16 protein-coding genes are annotated in these 17342 nt (G+C 73.4%); 9 read left to right on the top strand and 7 right to left on the bottom strand.

Annotation, left to right across the window (positions count from 1 at the left end):
* The first annotated feature begins 162 nt into the window (after nt 1-162).
* The 4 genes from BC793_RS16385 to BC793_RS16400 are packed head-to-tail and all read left to right on the top strand — an operon-like array spanning nt 163 to nt 6048.
* A complete protein-coding gene (locus tag BC793_RS16385; RefSeq protein WP_109593369.1) occupies nt 163-1173 on the top strand; it encodes an acetate and sugar kinases/Hsc70/actin family protein in 1011 nt (336 codons plus the stop codon).
* Nucleotides 1170-3608 (top strand): helix-turn-helix transcriptional regulator, encoded by a 2439-nt coding sequence (locus BC793_RS16390; protein WP_109593370.1) that lies wholly within the window; start codon nt 1170-1172, stop codon nt 3606-3608. Before BC793_RS16385 ends, BC793_RS16390 begins: the two co-directional genes overlap by 4 nt.
* Entirely contained in the window at nt 3605-5272 is a 1668-nt protein-coding gene (locus BC793_RS16395; RefSeq protein ID WP_158319271.1) for a sensor histidine kinase, read from the top strand. The genes BC793_RS16390 and BC793_RS16395 overlap by 4 nt, the downstream gene beginning before the upstream one ends.
* Complete coding sequence (locus tag BC793_RS16400) at nt 5269-6048, top strand: cellulose binding domain-containing protein (protein ID WP_109593372.1); 780 nt, start codon at nt 5269-5271, stop codon at nt 6046-6048. Before BC793_RS16395 ends, BC793_RS16400 begins: the two co-directional genes overlap by 4 nt.
* A 17-nt stretch (nt 6049-6065) precedes the next feature.
* Here the strand turns inward: BC793_RS16400 and BC793_RS16405 are convergent, their stop codons facing one another.
* Nucleotides 6066-6947 (bottom strand): hypothetical protein, encoded by an 882-nt coding sequence (locus BC793_RS16405; protein WP_146246304.1) that lies wholly within the window; start codon nt 6945-6947, stop codon nt 6066-6068.
* A 252-nt stretch (nt 6948-7199) separates the two neighbouring features.
* Here BC793_RS16405 and BC793_RS51295 point away from each other — a divergent pair, with 252 nt between their 5' ends.
* Nucleotides 7200-7883 carry a DUF2510 domain-containing protein gene (locus BC793_RS51295; RefSeq protein WP_239170019.1) on the top strand — a complete coding sequence of 228 codons (684 nt, stop codon included), beginning with the start codon at nt 7200-7202 and terminating at the stop codon, nt 7881-7883.
* Between the two features lie 6 nt (nt 7884-7889).
* Here BC793_RS51295 and BC793_RS16415 read toward each other — a convergent pair whose 3' ends face one another.
* Nucleotides 7890-8432, bottom strand: coding sequence for an EXLDI protein (locus BC793_RS16415; RefSeq protein ID WP_109593374.1), 543 nt, complete (start codon nt 8430-8432; stop codon nt 7890-7892).
* Between the two features lie 49 nt (nt 8433-8481).
* On the opposite strand from BC793_RS16415, the gene BC793_RS16420 reads away from it, so the two are divergent.
* Both BC793_RS16420 and BC793_RS16425 read left to right on the top strand, forming a co-directional pair.
* Nucleotides 8482-9456 (top strand): ATP-binding cassette domain-containing protein, encoded by a 975-nt coding sequence (locus BC793_RS16420; protein ID WP_109593375.1) that lies wholly within the window; start codon nt 8482-8484, stop codon nt 9454-9456.
* On the top strand, nt 9453-10256 hold the full coding sequence (locus BC793_RS16425; protein WP_109593376.1) for an ABC transporter permease: 804 nt from the start codon (nt 9453-9455) through the stop codon (nt 10254-10256). Before BC793_RS16420 ends, BC793_RS16425 begins: the two co-directional genes overlap by 4 nt.
* Before the next feature lie 107 nt (nt 10257-10363).
* On the opposite strand, the gene BC793_RS16430 is transcribed toward BC793_RS16425, so the two are convergent.
* From BC793_RS16430 to BC793_RS16445, 4 genes are all read right to left on the bottom strand, one after another.
* Nucleotides 10364-11485, bottom strand: a complete 1122-nt coding sequence (locus BC793_RS16430) for an acyltransferase family protein (protein WP_158319272.1) — start codon at nt 11483-11485, stop codon at nt 10364-10366.
* Nucleotides 11486-11496: 11 nt separating this feature from the next.
* Nucleotides 11497-11997 (bottom strand): hypothetical protein, encoded by a 501-nt coding sequence (locus BC793_RS49610; RefSeq protein WP_109593378.1) that lies wholly within the window; start codon nt 11995-11997, stop codon nt 11497-11499.
* 80 nt (nt 11998-12077) lie between these two features.
* A complete protein-coding gene (locus tag BC793_RS16440; RefSeq protein WP_146246306.1) occupies nt 12078-13313 on the bottom strand; it encodes a hypothetical protein in 1236 nt (411 codons plus the stop codon).
* Nucleotides 13306-13848 carry a SigE family RNA polymerase sigma factor gene (locus BC793_RS16445; RefSeq protein WP_109593380.1) on the bottom strand — a complete coding sequence of 181 codons (543 nt, stop codon included), beginning with the start codon at nt 13846-13848 and terminating at the stop codon, nt 13306-13308. The genes BC793_RS16440 and BC793_RS16445 overlap by 8 nt, the downstream gene beginning before the upstream one ends.
* Nucleotides 13849-14026: 178 nt before the next feature.
* Between BC793_RS16445 and BC793_RS16450 the strand changes: the two genes are divergently transcribed.
* A complete protein-coding gene (locus tag BC793_RS16450) occupies nt 14027-14374 on the top strand; it encodes a DUF952 domain-containing protein (RefSeq protein WP_109593381.1) in 348 nt (115 codons plus the stop codon).
* Between the two features lie 25 nt (nt 14375-14399).
* Here BC793_RS16450 and BC793_RS16455 read toward each other — a convergent pair whose 3' ends face one another.
* Nucleotides 14400-15680 (bottom strand): helix-turn-helix domain-containing protein, encoded by a 1281-nt coding sequence (locus BC793_RS16455; protein WP_146246307.1) that lies wholly within the window; start codon nt 15678-15680, stop codon nt 14400-14402.
* A 261-nt stretch (nt 15681-15941) separates the two neighbouring features.
* On the opposite strand from BC793_RS16455, the gene BC793_RS16460 reads away from it, so the two are divergent.
* On the top strand, nt 15942-17342 hold the full coding sequence (locus BC793_RS16460; RefSeq protein WP_158319274.1) for a helix-turn-helix domain-containing protein: 1401 nt from the start codon (nt 15942-15944) through the stop codon (nt 17340-17342).

Genomic DNA, 17342 nt, shown 5'->3' on the forward strand with positions numbered 1-17342 from the left:
GCTACGGACGGGGCCGGCCGCGGGCATCGGGGCCGAGTCCCCCACTGTGCCCGGCCGCCGGTTAGGGGATTAGGGGATCGGCGGCCCACGATTTTTGGGGGGACGCTTCAAACCCGCCATTTGGTACGAACGTGGGGTACCGACCTCTGAGGAGTTGAACGCGTGTCCTACGTGCTGGGAATCGACATCGGTGTCGGCACCGTCAAAGCGGCCGTCTGCCGGCTCGCCGGCGCCGGCGAACCCGGTGGTTCCGGCTGGGGCCCGGCTCAGCCGGTGTCCCTGGGCGCCCGTTCAGCGGTGGTCGCGTCCGCGCTCCGGATGACCGCGGACGGCACCGTCGTCCCCGCCGAGGTGGGCCGGCATCCGGCCGACGCGGTCGCCGGCTACCTGCACCGGGTCGGTGATCCCCTGCCGATGTTCTTCGCCGGCGGGTACTTCCCGGCACACGGCCTGACCGCCGCGATGGCCCGCTGGGTGGTCGACCGGGTCTGGGAGATCATGGGGGAGCCGCCGGTCCGCGTGGCGATCGCCCACCCGTCCGGTTGGGGTGCCGGCCGGCTCGGGCTGCTCCAGGCCGGGCTGGCCGAGGCCGACCTGATGGGCTGCGTGCTGGTGACCCGGGCCCGCGCCGTCGTCGAGTGCCACCAGGCCGCCGGCCGCGCGCCCACCGCGGGCGGGCTGCTCGGCGTCTACCGGCTGGGCGGCTCCACCGCCGAGGTGTCGCTGGTCGCCCCGCAGCAGCCGGGCCGGATGGAACTGCTCGCGTCCGCCGAGCTCAGCGACGTCGGCGGGTTCGAGGTGGACGGCCGGACCCCGGCCGACGCCCGGGCGCTGATCCGCCCGACGGTCGATCTCGCCGCGGCGCTGGTGCACAGCCGCGGTTACGGAACCGGCGATCTGTCGGCGGTATTGATCGCCGGAGTGGACGGCGCCGTATGTACCTACGTGTCCGATCTGCTCACCGCGGTGTTCCAGGCTCCCGTCGTCCGTGACCCGCAACCGCGCATGACCGTGGCCTTCGGTGCCGCGCTGGCCGGGCGCCCGCCGGTACCCCCGGCCGGTCCCGCCGTGGCCGGCCCCACCGACGCGTTCGCGGTCCTCCCGGCGGCGTCGCAGATCGCCCCGCCCCGTCCGCCGGTCAACCGCGTGGCGGTCCGGGCGGAGACCCGATGACCTCGTCCGTCCTGGCCCGGGTCGCCGCCGACCCGGCCGCACCACTGCACGCCGGGGTCGCCGCACCCGGCGGCTACGGCAAGACCACCCTGCTGCGGCAGCTGACCGACGCGTACCGCGGCGCCGGCGTCAAGGTGACCGGGCCGTGGCCGCCCCGCCTGCCCGCCGCCGACCACGTCCTGCTGATCGACGACGCCCACCTGCTCCCCCCGGAGCAGCTCAACGACCTGCGCGAACACGCCGAACAGCCGGACGCGCGGATCGTCGTCGCCCACCGGCCGTGGCCCCGCCGCCCGGAACTGCTGCGACTGATCGAGGTGCTGCGCCGCGGTGGCCCGGCCATCACCCTGCCGCCGCTCGGCCCCGCCCAGATCGCCGGCCACCTGACCGCCCCCACCGACGAACTGATCACGTGGGTGACCGCCCAGACCGCCGGGATCGCCCGGTACGTGACCCGTCTCGCCGGCGCCCTCACCGGTGCGGTGCCCGCCGGCCCGCCGCACGTACCGGTCGCCGCCCTGGCACCGTTCGCCGCCGAACTCGACGAACTCGACCCCGGCGTCCGCACCCTGCTGCTCGCCGTCGAAGCCGGTGCCGGACTGTCGTTCGACCTGGTCGCGGCCGTCCTGGACCACGACGCCGACGTCGCCGAACTCGTCGACGCGGGCCGCGCGACCGGGATGCTGACCGCCGACGGCACTCTGGTCCCGCTCGCCCGGCGCGCCATCGCCGCCCTCGCCCCGATCAGCCAGCGCATCGACGTACGCCAGCGTCTCGCCGCTCTCCAGATGGCCCGCGGCGGCCCGGTCCTGCCGCTGGTGCGTCCCCTGCTGCGGGTCGCGGCCGCACCCGGCCTGGTCCCCGGCGCCGCCGGCAGCGGCCTCGGCCACGTCTACGAGGCCGCCGGCGAGGAGGCTCTGGGCGACGACCCCGCCCTGGCCGCCGAACTGTTCGCCGCCGCGGCCGGGGCCGGGCGCACCACCGCGGCCCGCCGCGCCCTGGCCACCGCGCTGGCCGGCGACCTCGACCACGCCTCCCGCCTCACCGACCAGGTCCTCGCCGACGGCAGCCCACCGCAACGCGCCGAGGCCGCCTACGTCGCCGCCGCCGTCCTGGCGCACCGTGGACAGACCGCGCAGGCCGTCCGCCTCTACGAATGGGCCGGCACCGACGTGGCCGCCGGATTCGCCGCGGTCGGCCTGATCGCCGTCGGCCGGCTCACCGACGCCCAGCGCCTGATCCGGCCGGACGACACCGCGGCCCACCCGCCGACGTCGCTGAGCGCGGCGGCGGCACTGATGGCTCGCGGCGCCGCCGAATCGGTCACCGGGCCACCGGCCGCGGCCCTGTCCACCCTGGTCCAGGCGGCCACCCTGATCGACCCCGCCGGCCCGGCGACCCTGCTGCCGGACAGCCCCGCCGCGGTCGGCGCACTCCTGGCGATGCACTGCACCGAACTCGACGTCGCCGACACGCTGCTCACCCGCGCCGAGCACCGCGGCACCGGTGGCGCCCTGCTGGCCACCCGGCATCACCTGCTGCGCAGCTGGGTGCTGCTGCTGCGCGGCCGGCTCACCGACGTCGAGCAGCGCCTGCCCGCGGCCACCGCGGCCACCGCCGCCCAGGGCCGCGACGAACTGCTCGCCTCCGCGCTGCGGGTCGGGCTGGCCCGCCGCAACGGCGACCTCGTCGGCCTGCGCAGCGCCTGGCCGGACGCCTGCCAGGCCCTGATCGGGCAGCCGGTCGAACTGTTCAACCTGCTGCCCCTCGGTGAACTGGCGGTCGCCGCGGCACGTCTCGGCGACTCCCACCGGGTCGCCGGGCACCTCGCCGAAGCCGACCGGCTCCTCGCCGGACTCGGCGACCCCCCGGTGTGGACCGTGCTGCCGCACTGGTACCGGTTGCAGGCCGCGATCCTCGCCGACGACCAGGACACCGCGCGCCGCCACGCCGCCCACCTCGACGCCTGCCGGCCCGCCGGGACGTACGCCGCCGCGTTCGCCGACGCCGCCACGGTCTGGCTGGACGTCCTCGCCGGCCACGCCGACCCGGAATCGGTGGTCGCCGCCGCCCGGACCCTCAGCCTGGCCGGGCTCACCTGGGACGCCGCCCGCCTCGCCGGGCAGGCCGCGATCCGCACCTCCGACCGTAAGGCGATGGCCCTGCTGCTGGACTCCGCCCGCGCCCTGCAGGACCGCGGCACCCGGCCCGAACAGGCCACCGGCCAGCAACTGCTGAGCGCCCGGGAACGTGAGGTCGGCGCGCTGGTCCTGGCCGGTATGACGTACAAACAGATCGCCGACCGGCTCTACCTGTCGGCGAAGACCGTGGAGCACCACATGGCACGCATCCGGCAGCGACTCGGCTGCACCGACCGGCACGAACTGCTCAGCCGCCTCCGGGAGATCATCGGCGACCCCGAGGTCACCCCGTGAACCGCCGGATCCGGGTGGTCGGTGCCGTCCTGCTGGTGGCGTTCTGGGGCGCCGCGGCCGTACCCGCGGTCACCGTCGCCGTCCGGGCGCTCGCCGACCGGGTCACCGCCGACCGGCTCGACCGGCCGGTCGACGAGGCGGTGCTGGCCCTGGAAGCGGAACGCCGGCTGTCGGTCACCGAACGCCCCGTCCTGGAACTCACCGCCCAGCGGGGGCGCACCGACGACGCGGCCGGGCGGTTGCGGCAGGCCGACCGGTCCTGGCTGGACCGTCTCACCACCTCGGCCGCCGATCGTACGGCCGACGCGCTCCTCGACCGGATGGACGGGCTCGCCGAGCTACGGGCCTCGGTCGACGCCGGCCGCCTCGACCGCCGGCGGGCCGTCACCGCGTACACCGACATGATCGGCGCGTCCGGCGCGGCACCGCAGGACACCGCGGTCGGCGGCATCCAGGCCCTGAACCGGTCCCGGGAGATCCTCACCGAACAGGACGCCCTGCTGGCCGCCGTGTCGGCGGGGCGCGGGCCGTCCGCCGCCGACCGGATCCGGCTGACCCAGCTGGCCGGTGCCCGGCGGGCCCTGTTCGCCGCCGCCGGAACCGCCCTCCCGGAGCAGGCCACCCGCCGCCACCGGGAGGTGGCCGGCTCGGCGGCGATGGTCCGCCTGCACCGCATCGAGGACGAGCTGGCCGCGTCACCGGACGGCATTCCGGACCCGTCGGCCTGGTCGCCGACGTTCAACGAACTCAACACCGCGCTCTGGGAGCTGCGGGACGGCGCCCGCCGGGAGCTCGCCGACACCGCCACGCCGCGAACGGTCACGGCCACCTTGTGGGCGGGCACCATCGCCGGTGTCGGATTCGTCGCCCTGCTCGGGTTGCTGATCGCCGCCCGCCGCGGCCGGGGCGCGGACCCCGGCACCCCGGCGTCGGCGGGGGCGACCGCCACGTCGGGTCCCTGGCATCGACCCGGTGGCCTGCTCCAGGACCTCGACCGCCGCAATCAGGGCCTGCTCCAGCGCCAGTTGCGTCTGCTCGACGCCCTGGCCCGCCGCGCCGACGACGAGGAGACCGCCGCCGACCTGCGGCGGGCCGGCAACTTCGGGGCCCGGCTGCGGCGCAACATCGAGAAGGGCATCACCCTCACCGGCGGGGTCCCGGAACGCCAGTGGCAGCGGCTCGTACCGATGACCGACGTCCTCCGGGACGCGGCCGCGGAGATCGGCGACCCGGACCGGGTCACGGCCGCCGACGTGGAGTCCGGCTACCTGGCCGGAACCGCGGTGACCGACCTGACCCACCTGCTGGCCGAACTGTTCGAGAACGCGGCGACCTTCGCGCCCGCCGACTCGCTCATCGCGGTCACCGGACAGCACGATCCGGCCGGATACCTGGTCACTATCACCGACGTGGGGCCGGGCATGACCGGCGACGACCTCACCACCGGGCACGACGTGATGGCGGCACCCGAGCCCCCGTCCGGCGGCACCTGGTGGGGGCTGTGGGCGGTCGGCCGGTTCGCGGCCCGCCAGGACGTCGCCGTCCGGCTCGACAACGGGCCCGACGGTGGCCTGGTCGCCACGGTGCGGATCCCGCCGACCCTCGTCACCGGCCGCCCGGAGTCCGCCGGCACCCGCACCGAGCTTCAGACGGTGGTCGAATGAGCCTGCCACCGGACCACGAGGAGGCCCCGGCCCGCGGTCGGCGTTCCCCGGCGGACGTCGTCCGGGACGCCGCGTGGCGGCTCGCCACGGCGATGCTCACCGCGCCGTCACCCGAACCCCGTGTCCGTACGCCCAGGGTCCCGGGAGAACGCTCGGCGGCCGGGCGGTTCCTGCTCGTCGTCGGCGGGCTGGCGGCGGTGGCGGTCACGGTGCTGCTCGTCGTGCTGGTGGTGACCCGGCCCTACCAGCAGTCGGCCCGGCCGGAACAGGCCGCGGGGCTGCCGGAGCGCCCGGCCGCGGCGCCCAGCCCGTCGGCGCCCGCCTCGCCGGCCCCGGCGACCACCTCGCGGGCCGCCGGTTCGCCGTCGCCTCCGCCGCGGGTGGCCGTCAGCTCCGTCTCGCCGCCGGCATCACGGTCGGCCTCGGCGAGTGCGGTCGCGGTTGCGGTGCCGTTGGCCGCCACCTACCGGACCACGCCGTACGTGGCCGGCCTGCTCGGCTACCGGACCGAGGTGACGGTCGCCAACCCGGCCACCGCCGCCCGCGACGGCTGGACCCTGACGGTCACGCTGCCCCGCGCCACGCTCTGGATCAACCAGGTCGAGGGCGCGACCGTCACCCGGCAGGACGCGGTGTGGACCTTCGTGCCCGATGAGTCGACCACCGCGATCCCACCCGGCGGGCAGGTCGGCATCTCCTTCGAGGTGCACGGCGCCACCCTGCTCGACGCGGCGCCCGCCGACTGCCGGATCGACGGTGCCCCGTGCACGTCGTGACGCCGCCCGCGGGTGGGCTACTCCGGAGTCCTGGTGCCGGTGACCGGTAGGCCGCAGGCGCGCTGGGCGTTGCCGAGACTGGTCAACAGGCTGAACCCGATGGCCTCCATCTGCGCGGCCGTCCCGGCACTGACGTCGTCGGTGTGCTCGTATCCCGACCGCTGCAAGGTCACCATCGAGTCCATGGCGTCGGCCAGACCCTCGCCGGCCTCCTTCAGGTCGCCGGAGAAGAGCAGCCGGCCGGACAGCGTGTGGATGCGCTCGGCCGCCGTTTCGATCGCGGTGGACGGATCGCCGCCGTTGGTGGGTGCTTCCACGAGTTTCGAGGTGTGCCCGACCCGGTCGCACAGCTCCGACTTCGCGGCGGAACTCACCCCGGTCGCCACCGCTGCGCCGGCCACCAGGACCGCGGCGAACCCGGCGAGGCCGATGCGCACGTTGCGCGACGCGAACGGCCCGGCGGAGGACGGTACGGGCGCCGGCGGTCCGGCCGGCGGCACCGGGGGACCGTAGTGCTGAGACGGCGGCGGCCACGAGGCTGACACCGGCGCGTGCGTGTACGCGGCGGCCGGCTCGGCGTAGAACGGTGCCGCGGGCGGGGCGGGCTGGGACGGCTGCCACTGCGGCTGCGCGGGCTGGGCGGCGTACTGCTGCTGAAGGCGGTGCTGCTGCTCGAGATACTGCTGCTGGGCCGCATACGACTGCTGATACTGCTGCTCGTACGTTGCCTGCTGATACTGATGCTCGTATGTCGGCTGCTGGTACTGCTGCTCGTGCGGTTGCTGGTACGGCTGCGCGTAGGGCTGCGCAACCGGGTGGCCCGGTCCGCCGGGCGGCCCGTCCGTCCCGGGCTGGTACTGCTGCTGCCAAGCGGCGTTGGTCTGTGGGTCAGCGGACATGAACACCCGTCCCGGCTCTCTGCGTCGATCCGTCGGGTGCCTGTATCGGTTCGCACGGCGTGAACGTGAGGCATGCCGGCCGTGTCTCCCCACTTCGCCGGTGCCGGCGGATCCGTCCGGCGGGAACTCTTCAAGGTGCCGGTCCGGGATCCGATCGGGAACGACGACATGCCGGCCCGCCTCGAAGGTTGCCCCGTGAGTGATATCCCGCGACTGACCTCAGCCGCCCCCACGATCAGCGACCATGCCTTCATGGCTGCTCACGCCTCCGTTCCCGGGACCCCCGCGGGCTGGTACGCCGATCCGGGCGGCGCTTTCGCCCAGCGCTGGTGGGACGGGCGCCAGTGGACCGACATCGTCCGGCAGCCGGTCCAGCCGGCCGCCCCCGCGGCGACGCCGGCCGATCATCCGTCGTCGGCCCGGGGCCGGCACGCCCCCGCCTCGTCTCCGCGATCCCGCGTGGTGCTCATCGGTGTCGCCGGCGCGGTACTCGCCGCGGCCGGCGTCGCCGCGGCGCTGTACGCCGGGGACTCGCCGGCTCCCGCCGGCGTTCAGCCGGGCGTGCCGGCCGAGGGCGTGCTGACGGCGCTCACCGGTGATCCCCAGGCGGCCGACAAGTCGGCGCAGTCCGACGTGCGCGGCGCCATCTCGGAGGTGGAGCAGTACTACACCGAGTACGGCGGCTACCCGGCCACCGGATTCGCCGGCGGCAACCGGGACGGGGGTACGCCCGAGGTGGCGATCGGCACGTCGTCGGAGACGATCACGGTGTCGGCCGGCACGCGGCTGTACTACTACCCCGGCCCGGCCGCCTACACCTACCGGATCTGCGCGACGAACACCGGCGGCACCGGTAAGTGGTACCTCTACGACTCCGCACGCGGCGGCTCCGTCGGCGCGGTGACTGCCCCCGTCTCTCCGGAGACCTGTGGCTGAGGGCTGTCAGATGTCGAGGTCTTCGACGTCGGGGTCGTCCTGGATGGTCCGCAGCGCCAGGACGTAGAGCTCGGCCGGCAACAGCGGCCGGAGCTCCTCGACCGTGTCGACCACGGAGAACGTGGCCTGCGCCGGGGTACGCATCCACGCCTGATCCGGTGACCAGTCGCCGATCCAGCCGCGCCATCCGGTGGACCATTTCCGGCTGCGCTCCGCGCTGGGGCCGACCGGGGTGGTCAGCTCGGACCGGGAGTGGTGCACGGCGAACCGCCCCTTGCCGGTGCGGAACAGCGAGTACGTCTCGTCGCCCTCGTTGCCCGACGCGGTCCACTCGCCGAGAGCGACGCCGAGGAACCGTTTGATCGAGGAACTGCCGAGACCGACCTTGACGGTGATCTCGTCATACCCCGCCTGCTTCGCCTGCTCGATCCGCACCAGCCGGCGCAGCGCCGTGACGATGGCGCCGGACAGGGTGCCCCCGGTCAGCTCCTGGGCCTGCTGCAGCAGCGGCAGGTCGTCGTCGGCGATGTAGATGGTCTTGTTCGGCATGTGACTCCCCTCTGGACGCGAGTGTACTCATACGTGTACTACTACGCACATGAATACGTATACGGATCCCATTGAGGTGGTGGATCTCGCCGTCTCCTACGGGCGGGTCACCGCCCTCGACGGACTCGGCCTGCGCATCGCGGCGGGCACCGTGCTCGGCGTCCTCGGACCCAACGGCGCCGGCAAGACCACCCTGATCAGAGTGCTGTCGACGCTGCTCCGCCCGACCCGCGGCACCGCCCGGGTGATGGGCCACGACGTCGTCGCCGACCCACTGCCGGTCCGCCGCTCGATCGGGCTCGCCGGCCAGTACGCGGCCGTCGACCAGGAACTCACCGGCCGGGAGAACCTGGAGATGGTGGGCCGCCTCTACCGGCTGCCCCGCGCCGAGGCCCGCCGCCGGGCCGGCGAGATCCTCGAGCGCTTCGACCTCAGCGGCGCCGCCGACCGGCGCGTCGGCACCTATTCCGGCGGCATGCGGCGACGGCTCGACCTGGCCGCCGGCCTCACCGGGCGGCCACCCGTCCTGCTGCTCGACGAACCCACCACCGGCCTCGACCCCCGGTCCCGGCAGGAACTGTGGTCGATCGTCGACGAACTGCGCGACGCCGGCACCACCGTGCTGCTGACCACCCAATACCTCGACGAGGCCGACCGGCTCGCCCAGCGGATCGCCGTCATCGCGGCCGGCACCGTGATCGCCGAGGGCACCCCCGACACCCTCAAAGCCGGCATCGGCACCGACATCCTGCACCTCCACCTGCCCGAACCGGCCGCACTGGCCACCGCGGTCCCGCTGCTTGCCGACCTCGCCGCCGCCGGCACCACGGTCACCGCGGACCCGGTCTCCGGCGACCTGACCGTCCACGTCTCCCGTCCGGACGCCTCCGCCGAAGCCCTCCGCCGCCTCGACCGGCACGGCGTGACCGTCGCGACGATCCAGCTCACCCGGCCCAGCCTCGACGACGTCTTCCTGTCCCTGACCGGCCGTTCCGCCACCGCCGTCCCCGAGGAGGCACGATGAGCACCGGAATCGTCATCCGCGGCGGACGGCAACGGCTCACGGCCGGCGCCGTCCTGCACGACAGCCGGGTGATGGCCGGCCGCCAGTTGCGCCGCACCCTGCGCCGGCCCACCTACATCGTGTTCTCGTTCATCCAGCCGGTGATCTTCGTGCTGCTGTTCCGCTACATCTTCGGCGGCGCCATCGACACCGGCGCCACCTCCTACGTCAACTTCCTGATGCCCGGCATCATCGTGCAGACCGCGATCTTCGGCGCCCTGGTCACCGGGCTCGGCCTGACCGAGGACGTCGGCAGCGGTGTCGTGGACCGGCTGCGGTCCCTGCCGATGGCGCGCTCGGCGGTGCTGGTCGGCCGTACCGTCGCCGATCTCGTCATGAACGTCTTCACCCTCACCGTCATGATCGTCGTCGGACTGCTTGTCGGATTTCGCCCCACCCAGCCGGCGTGGCAACTCGGCGCCGCGTTCCTGCTGGTCCTGGCGTTCTCGTTCGTCTTCTCCTGGATCAGTGCGTGGATCGGTCTGTCGGTGCGCAACCCGGAGACCGCGCAGTCCGCCGGATTCATCTGGGTCTTCCCGCTGACGTTCGCGTCGTCGGCGTTCGTCCCGATCGCCACCATGCCGGGACCGGTACGCGCGTTCGCCGAACACAACCCGATCACCCTGGTCGTCGACGCGGTCCGCGGCCTGACCATCGGCGGCCCCGCAGCCGCCGGCCCCGCGGTCCGCGCCCTGCTCTGGCTCACCGCGCTGCTGCTGATCTTCGTGCCACTAACGGTCCACGCCTTCCGGCGCGCCTGACGGGCGCGGCGGTCCGGGTCTGCTGTTCATGATCGGCTTTTGCCGTCCCGGCGGCATGCCGCAGGGACGCGAGGACGCGGCCGCACCCCCGACGGGGTGCGGCCACGTCACCGTCGGCGGGCGAAGGCCGCGCGCAGCCGTCCGGCGATCGGCTGTTCCACGCGACGGTTCACCAGGATCGCCGCGCCGGTCAGTACCACGAGGGCGAGCGCCAGCAGCGGGACCGGGCCGATCGTCGTGTGCTGCCGTACGAAATGGATCAGCGCGAAGCCGACGACATAGTGCAGCAGGTAGAACGGGTAGGTGGCGGTGCCGAGGACGGCCAGCGGCCGCCATCGGATCCAGTCGAGCCGGTGCAGCGCCAGCAGGGCCAGGATCCCGAAGCAGACCGTCACCACGACGCTGGAGGGTGTGTAGGACATACCGTGCCCGGCCTGCCACGGGTTGCCCTCGTAGTAGTGCATCGCCAGGGCCCAGCTCAGGCCGATCAGCAGCCACAACTCCAGCCGGGGCCCGCAGCGGTGGATGAGATAGAACGCGACACCGGCGATGAAGTAGTGCGAGTTCTCCCGCATCACCAGCGTGTCCAGCCAGGGCTGCCCGATCTCCGCGGCCAGCACCGACGACACGCTCCAGAGCAGGCAGAAGGCGACGACGTTGCGGTACGTGACACCGATCCACACCACGGCCAGGAACAGCAGGTAGAACTTGAGTTCCAGCCAGAGCGTCCAGTAGACATCGTCGATGCGGGGTGTGCCGAGCGGGTCCTCCAGCAGGAACAGGTTCGCCGCCAGGGCCCGGAACGGCACCGGTGTGAAGACCCGGGGGTAGGCCATGGTGACCAGCGTCGTGATCGTCGCGCACACCCACAGGGCCGGGAACAGCCGGACGAACCGGGAGACCAGATACTGCTCGGGGGTACGGCCCCACGCCGTCATGCAGATCACGAAACCGCTGATCATGAAGAAGAACGGCACACCGACCCAGCCGTACGCGGCGATCCGGTAGAACCAGCCGAAGACCTCCTCGGCCGGGCGGCCCCAGATGTGCACGCCCCCGGTGCCGGCCACCGCGGCCAGGTGGAAGATGGCGACACCGAGGGCCGCCACGAACCGGAGGAGATCCAGTGCGGGCAGGCGCCTGCCGCGTGCGTCCGGTCGCGGCGGGTCGGCGGTGAGCGGTGCCACGAGCCGGGACGGTGCGACGGCCACGGGGGCGGTGACCGTCATCGGGGTGACCGTCACGGCACGGCCTGCGCCGGTATGGCGGGCCGGACGGTGCGCAGCAGCCGGACCCACAGTGACCGGCGGTGCGGGTGGCGGACCGTGCCGGTGGCCGCGCGTTCGGCGTTGTCGAGCAGCTCGGCGATCAGGGCCTGGTGGGTCCAGCGCATCGCCAGCGGCCAGAACAGTCGCATCGCGCCGCGGGTGCTGGCCACCAGGATGTGCACCATCTCGGAGCGGTCCGGGCCGATGGCGCGTACCCACAGCTCGTGATACCCGTCCAGGGGCGCACCCGGCGGAAATTCGAACCGTACGCGCAGGCCCGGTTCGTACGCGGTCACGGTGTATCTGATCGGTCCGTGGCCTCCGCTCGCGCCGACCCCGAGGGGGCGGTCCAGCCGCAGCGGCTCCCAGTCGTCGGCCGGCCACAGCAGGTCGTCCGGCCCGGCGAGCCGGTCCTGAAGGTTCCGGAGAACCGTGACGGGTGCGGCGATGACGCGCCGTTGCATGTTGATCATGAAACCTCCGTACGGGCATGGCGAAGCCGTCTCGCCACCTGTGGCGTAGACCGGGTCTGGTGTCGCGTTGTCTGTTCGGGTTATCTGCCCACGCCGGGCAGGGCGTCGACGATCTCCGACCACGTCGTCGTGTCGGTGGGGTCGTCGACCCGCATGCCGCGCAGCACGGTGAGCAGTTCGGGGCCGGAGCCCTCCGCGGTGGCGGTGGCCTCGATGAGGTAGGCGCCGTCGGCGGTGTACCGGTAGCAGGCGCTCCTGCCCGGCACGCAGAACGGCGCGACCTCGGCCGTCTGCCCCGACGGGTCCGGCGACCCGTTCGCGGGTTCGGACCACGAGGTGTACGCCGGCCAGTGGGACGCCGACATCGACGGGTCGTCGGCCGGCCGGTACGTGGCCGAGTTCGACGGGCCCCACGACGGGGCGTCCGAGGTGCCGGCACCCGGTGACCGCCCGGCCGTCCAGTCGACCTTCGCCAGGAGACTGTCGCCGTACGACCTCGGATACACCTTCACCCGCAGGTTGTCCGTGCCCGCGCCGGCCAGCGGCTCGGTCAGCCCCGTGTACTCCTCCCGCTCCCGGGTGAACCGGGCATCACCCTGCTGCAGGTGGGCGCCGACGATCCCGTCGTCCGCGGCGATGCCCATCGAGCTGAGGTGATAGCCGGGCGGCAGGTAGCTCATCCGCCAGGGCAGGGTGGCCGGGCGGCTCGGGCCGGGCCGCATCGCCGCGGCCACGTGCAGCATGTCCGTGCGGCTCAGATGGCCGCGCCCGGCGTCGATGACGGCCCACGAGCCCGGCTCGTACTGCCAGGCCAGCGCGGTGTCGGCGAGATAGAGGCCGGTCGAGTCACCGACCGGAACGGACGCGGCGCCCTCGAATCGCACCGGATCGAAGGTCCCGGCGCGGTAGACCGTCAGCACCGAACGGCTCACCGCAACGTTCTCCGAGGTGCCGTCGCCGAGGTCGTACTCGCTCGTCTCGTTCGCCCGCCGGATCCGGGCCTGCTGGTATCCGGGCGTCACGTTGACCGGATCGCTGACCTCGAGGTCGCCGACGGTGTAGCCGCTGAGGGTGTAGGCGAACGCGGAGACCGGATAGGACATCACCGACTGGTCACTCACCGCGACGTCGCGGTGAGTGACCAGCATCTGCGGGACGACGGCGATGCCGGCGACCGCCAGCACCGCTCCGGCCGCACTGGTGGCCCAGACCATGCGCCGCCGGGTCCGCCGGCGCCGTCCGCCCATGATGAAGTCGTCGGTGCTGTGCCGCATCGGCGGGTCGCCCGCCCGCGCCGTCTCCAGCAACTCATGCATGTCGAGTCGCATAGTGCTCCGTCCCGTGCGCATCTCCAGCGGTCAGTGTGGTGTCGGCGCCGAGGACCTCACGCAGCGTCCGCAGGCCGCGGACGGTGTGACTCTTCACGGTCGCTACCGGGCAGTTGAGCGCCTCGGCGGTCTCCTGCACGGTCAGATCCTCGAAATAGCGCAGCACCAGCACGGCCCGTCGGCGGACCGGCAGATGGGCCAGCGCGGCCTGGATCCGCAGGCGCTCGTCGACCTCGTGGGCGCTGTCCGTGCCGGCCCGCTCCGGCATGGCGTGGCTGCCCGGCTGCTCGCGCCGCCACCAGGGCCGGCGGACCTCGTCGATGGCGGCCCGGACCACCATGCTGCGGGCATAACTCTCCGGGCGTTCCACCCGGCGCCACCGGTCGTACAGCTTGGCCAGAGCGGTGAAGACCGCGTCCTCCGCGAGCTGCCAGTCGCCGCACGTGAGGTAGGCGAGTCCGCGAAGCGAGTGCGCCTGCGCGTCGACGAAACTGCGATAGTTCGCCTCTTCATCACTGTTCACCAGCCGGAGCTCCTGTCTGTCCGAGGACTAGACGGCCGGAACGGGGCACGGCGGATGCAGCTGCGCCGAAGTTTTTGAAAAACCTCGCGCCCCGACCCGCTCCGGTGGGGGAGTGCGGCACGGTACCGCTCCCGGTCCAGCACCGTGCCGATGATCGCGGCCACGGTACCGTCCCGGTATGACGCGACTTCTCCACATCACCGAACGGACGAGCTGGGAGGCCGCCCGGGAGACCGGCTGGTATCGCACGTCGACCCGCGGCGTGTCCCTCGACGAGCAGGGCTTCATCCACTGTTCGCTGCCCCACCAGCTGCGCACCGTCGCCGAGTTCCTCTACGCCGACGCCGATGACCTGGTGGTGCTGGTCATCGACGGCGACCGCGTCGGCGCACCCGTGCGGTACGAGAGCCCGGAGCCGGGCGCCGACGAGTTCCCGCACATCTACGGGCCGGTCCCGGCCGGCGCGGTGAGCGAGGTCATCCCGGTCGGGCGGGACGCCGAGGGCCGCATGCTGCTGCCCGAATAGCCGGGGCAGGCAACCGCGCCCGCCGTCAGGGACCACCGGTCCCGTCGGCCGAGGGGGGCCGGTGTTCGGGGAAGAGCCGGGCGACGGTGGCGGAGAGCACCGCCCGGCTCGACGGGTCCCGGTGGCCCGGGCCGGCGTTACGTGCCGGTTGCGGCGACGGGGTCGCCGCGCGCAGGACCGACGCGCGGCGGGGTTCGGTGTTGGCGAGCAGGTGCCGGCGCCGCCCGCCGTCCATGGCCGCCAGAAGCTCGCCCGCCTCGGCCTGCGGCATCACGGCCAGGATGGCGGTGGCCGTCGTGGTGGACAGCGCGGCCAGCAGTGCCGCCCCCTGGTGGGGGTCGGCTTCGGCGAGGATCAGGCCGGCCCGGCCCGGATCGGTCCGGGTCAGCAGATCGCAGCCGCGGGCGGTGGGCAGCCCGGTCAGGAGACCGGCGGCGGCGTCGGGCGCCACCGAGGCGATGATCTTGCCGGCGCGAGCGGCGTCGATGGTGGTGAGCACGCTGGTGGCCCAGGTGTAGTCGGTGCTGTAGAGCACCTCGATGGCGAGCGCGGTGGGCAGTGCCGGGTCGGTCATCAGCGCGGTCTTCCAGGCGGTCGTCATACCGGAGACCAACCCGAGAGCGGCCGTACGGGGCATCTCGAACAGCAGCCGGGAGGCGACGGCGGTGGGCAGTGCCGCGAGAACGGCCTGGCCCACCGGCAGCGGCAACAGTTGCAGCTGGTCCGCCGCCAGTACCAGATCCTCGGCTTGGAGCAGCCGTGCGGCGGCGGCCGGCACCATCGCGGTCAGGCAGTCCAGGACGACATGGGTCGGCATGACGGCCAGGCAGTCGACCGCGGCGGCCTCGGCCATGGCGGTGAGGTTCTGGCCGGCCTCGTACGGCGCGAGCGTCGCCAGATAGCTGGCCGCCACCGTGGCGGGGATGACCGTGAGCACAGCGGCCGTATCGGTGACGGGAGCCGGGAGACCGGCCGTGATCGCGGCGGCCGGCGGGCGGCGGCGGGCCCGGCGGCTGTCCGCGGCGCGCTGGCGTGCCTCGGTCCACAGCGGCAGGTCGTCCTCGGGCAGGCCACAGGCTCGCGCGAACTCGTACACGACCCTGGTCCCGGGCAGCGTGCGCCCGGAGAGGGCGTTGGCGATCGTGGTGAGCGGGACTCCCGTCCGGTCGGCGAGAACCCGCAGAGTGGGCGGATCGGCGGCCGGACCCGGCCGGGCCCACCGGCGCAGCCGGCCCAGGGCGTCGGCGAGTTCCGCGACGGTGTTCACCGACAGGACGTCGGGCGGAGCGGCATAGGGATTCGACACGTATCCATCTTGTTCCACGTCTTCCGGTGTTGTTCCAAGATTCAACCGACCGGGTGACATCGACCGGGAGGCCACCGGATACCGATCCGACCGGCCGCGACAATGCTCAGAAGCGGTTTTCGATCACGGGCGCCGCGGCCCGCACATGGTGTGCGACGGCTGACCGGCCCACCTCTGAGACGATTCGAATTCTTCTCACTGTGCCCGTGTCGGCGACGCGTTCGAATCACGGATCCCCGGAATGCGAGAGGCAGAGATCCGATGGCCCCTACGGGCGGTGTGCCGGGCAGGACCGGACCGGATGACGGCGTCGAGCGGCCGACGCTACTGGCGGAGGCGGTGACCCGATGGGAGTTGCAGGACGAGATCGCCCTGCACGTCCTCGGCCGGCCGTGGCACGACGACGATCTGCGGTCCCCGCACGGATTCGTCCGGGCGGTGTCGCGGCGGGTCGGTGACGGCGGCCTGACCGGCCTGGCCGCTGCCGGCACGGTCGCCGTCGCCGTGCGGCCCCCGGGTGACGAGCTGCCGTCCGGCAGCCGCGTCGAGCACTGGCGCAGACGCCGCGGTCTGACACGGCACGACGTCGCCCGGCGGATGGGGAGATCCGGCACCTGGGTCGCCGCGATCGAGGAGGGCGCCGAGCGGATCTCCGCGGTCGACACCGCCCGCAGGATCGCCGCGGCCCTCCGGATCGACCTGCCGCTGCTGCTGGGCAGGGACCCGCGGCCGCAGTTCCTGCTGGAGAACGACCCGCTCGGTGCGGAGATCGAGCGGGTCCGCGAGTTCCTGGAACGGACCGATGCGATGGCACCCGCGCCGGTCGCCGCCATCCCCTCGACGGCAGCGATCACCGGGATGCTGCGGACCGCCTGGCAGAACTTCGAGCAGGTCGAGTACGGCAGGCTGATGCGGGCCCTGCCGAGGCTGTTGCGGGATGCCGCGGTCTCGGACGGTGCCCGCGCGGGTGGGCCGGACGCGCCCGAGGCGGCCCGCCTGCTCAGCCAGGTGTACCGGCTGACCGCCGTGGCACTGCACAAACTCGGTGAGTACCACCTGTCGTGGCTCACCGCCGACCGGGCGATCGAGACCGCACGCCGCGGCCGGGACCCGCTGCTGGCGGCCACCGCGCTGCGGGCGGTCTCGGCGGCGCTGCTGGCACTCGGCCGTACCGCCGCCGCCCGGGACGTGACCACGACGGACCTTCCGGTGAGCGGGCGCCTGGACGACTCCTGGCTGGTCGTCCGGGGCGCACTGCTGTTGCAGAGCGCGTCGGCGGCCGCCCGGACCGGCGACGCCGTCACCACGCGGGAACTGCTGTTCTCGGCCGACATCGTCGCCGCCCGGCTCGGCCGCGACGCCGTCCGCTACGAGACCTGGTTCGGGCCCACCAGCATCGAACTGGCCCGCGTGAGCACCGCTGTCGACCTGGGTGAGGGGGCGGACGCCATCGCCGTGCACCACCGTCTGAACCAGGCCCGGCTCAACGATCTGACGTGCGAACAGCACGCCGGCCACTATCTGACGCTGGCGCGGGCCCACCTCCAGACCGGCGCGGCCGACCGGGCGGCCACGGCATTCCAGACCGGCGCACGACTCGCTCCCGGTGAGTCCCGTAACCCGCTCCACCAGGCGATCCGGCTACAGATCCAGGCCGCGTGA

It is taken from the genome of Actinoplanes xinjiangensis (assembly GCF_003148685.1).
GTDB lineage: Bacteria > Actinomycetota > Actinomycetes > Mycobacteriales > Micromonosporaceae > Actinoplanes > Actinoplanes xinjiangensis.

What these genes read in the sequence shown, in the direction of transcription:
- BC793_RS16400 (WP_109593372.1), top strand. Translation starts at nt 5,269, where the DNA reads ATGAGCCTGCCACCGGACCACGAGGAGGCCCCGGCCCGCGGTCGGCGT.
- BC793_RS16440 (WP_146246306.1), bottom strand. Translation starts at nt 13,313, where the DNA reads ATGCATGAGTTGCTGGAGACGGCGCGGGCGGGCGACCCGCCGATGCGG.
- BC793_RS16430 (WP_158319272.1), bottom strand. Translation starts at nt 11,485, where the DNA reads ATGACGGTCACCGCCCCCGTGGCCGTCGCACCGTCCCGGCTCGTGGCA.
- BC793_RS49610 (WP_109593378.1), bottom strand. Translation starts at nt 11,997, where the DNA reads ATGATCAACATGCAACGGCGCGTCATCGCCGCACCCGTCACGGTTCTC.
- BC793_RS16405 (WP_146246304.1), bottom strand. Translation starts at nt 6,947, where the DNA reads ATGTCCGCTGACCCACAGACCAACGCCGCTTGGCAGCAGCAGTACCAG.
- BC793_RS16460 (WP_158319274.1), top strand. Translation starts at nt 15,942, where the DNA reads ATGGCCCCTACGGGCGGTGTGCCGGGCAGGACCGGACCGGATGACGGC.
- BC793_RS16450 (WP_109593381.1), top strand. Translation starts at nt 14,027, where the DNA reads ATGACGCGACTTCTCCACATCACCGAACGGACGAGCTGGGAGGCCGCC.
- BC793_RS16425 (WP_109593376.1), top strand. Translation starts at nt 9,453, where the DNA reads ATGAGCACCGGAATCGTCATCCGCGGCGGACGGCAACGGCTCACGGCC.
- BC793_RS16415 (WP_109593374.1), bottom strand. Translation starts at nt 8,432, where the DNA reads ATGCCGAACAAGACCATCTACATCGCCGACGACGACCTGCCGCTGCTG.
- BC793_RS51295 (WP_239170019.1), top strand. Translation starts at nt 7,200, where the DNA reads ATGGCTGCTCACGCCTCCGTTCCCGGGACCCCCGCGGGCTGGTACGCC.
- BC793_RS16390 (WP_109593370.1), top strand. Translation starts at nt 1,170, where the DNA reads ATGACCTCGTCCGTCCTGGCCCGGGTCGCCGCCGACCCGGCCGCACCA.
- BC793_RS16420 (WP_109593375.1), top strand. Translation starts at nt 8,482, where the DNA reads ATGAATACGTATACGGATCCCATTGAGGTGGTGGATCTCGCCGTCTCC.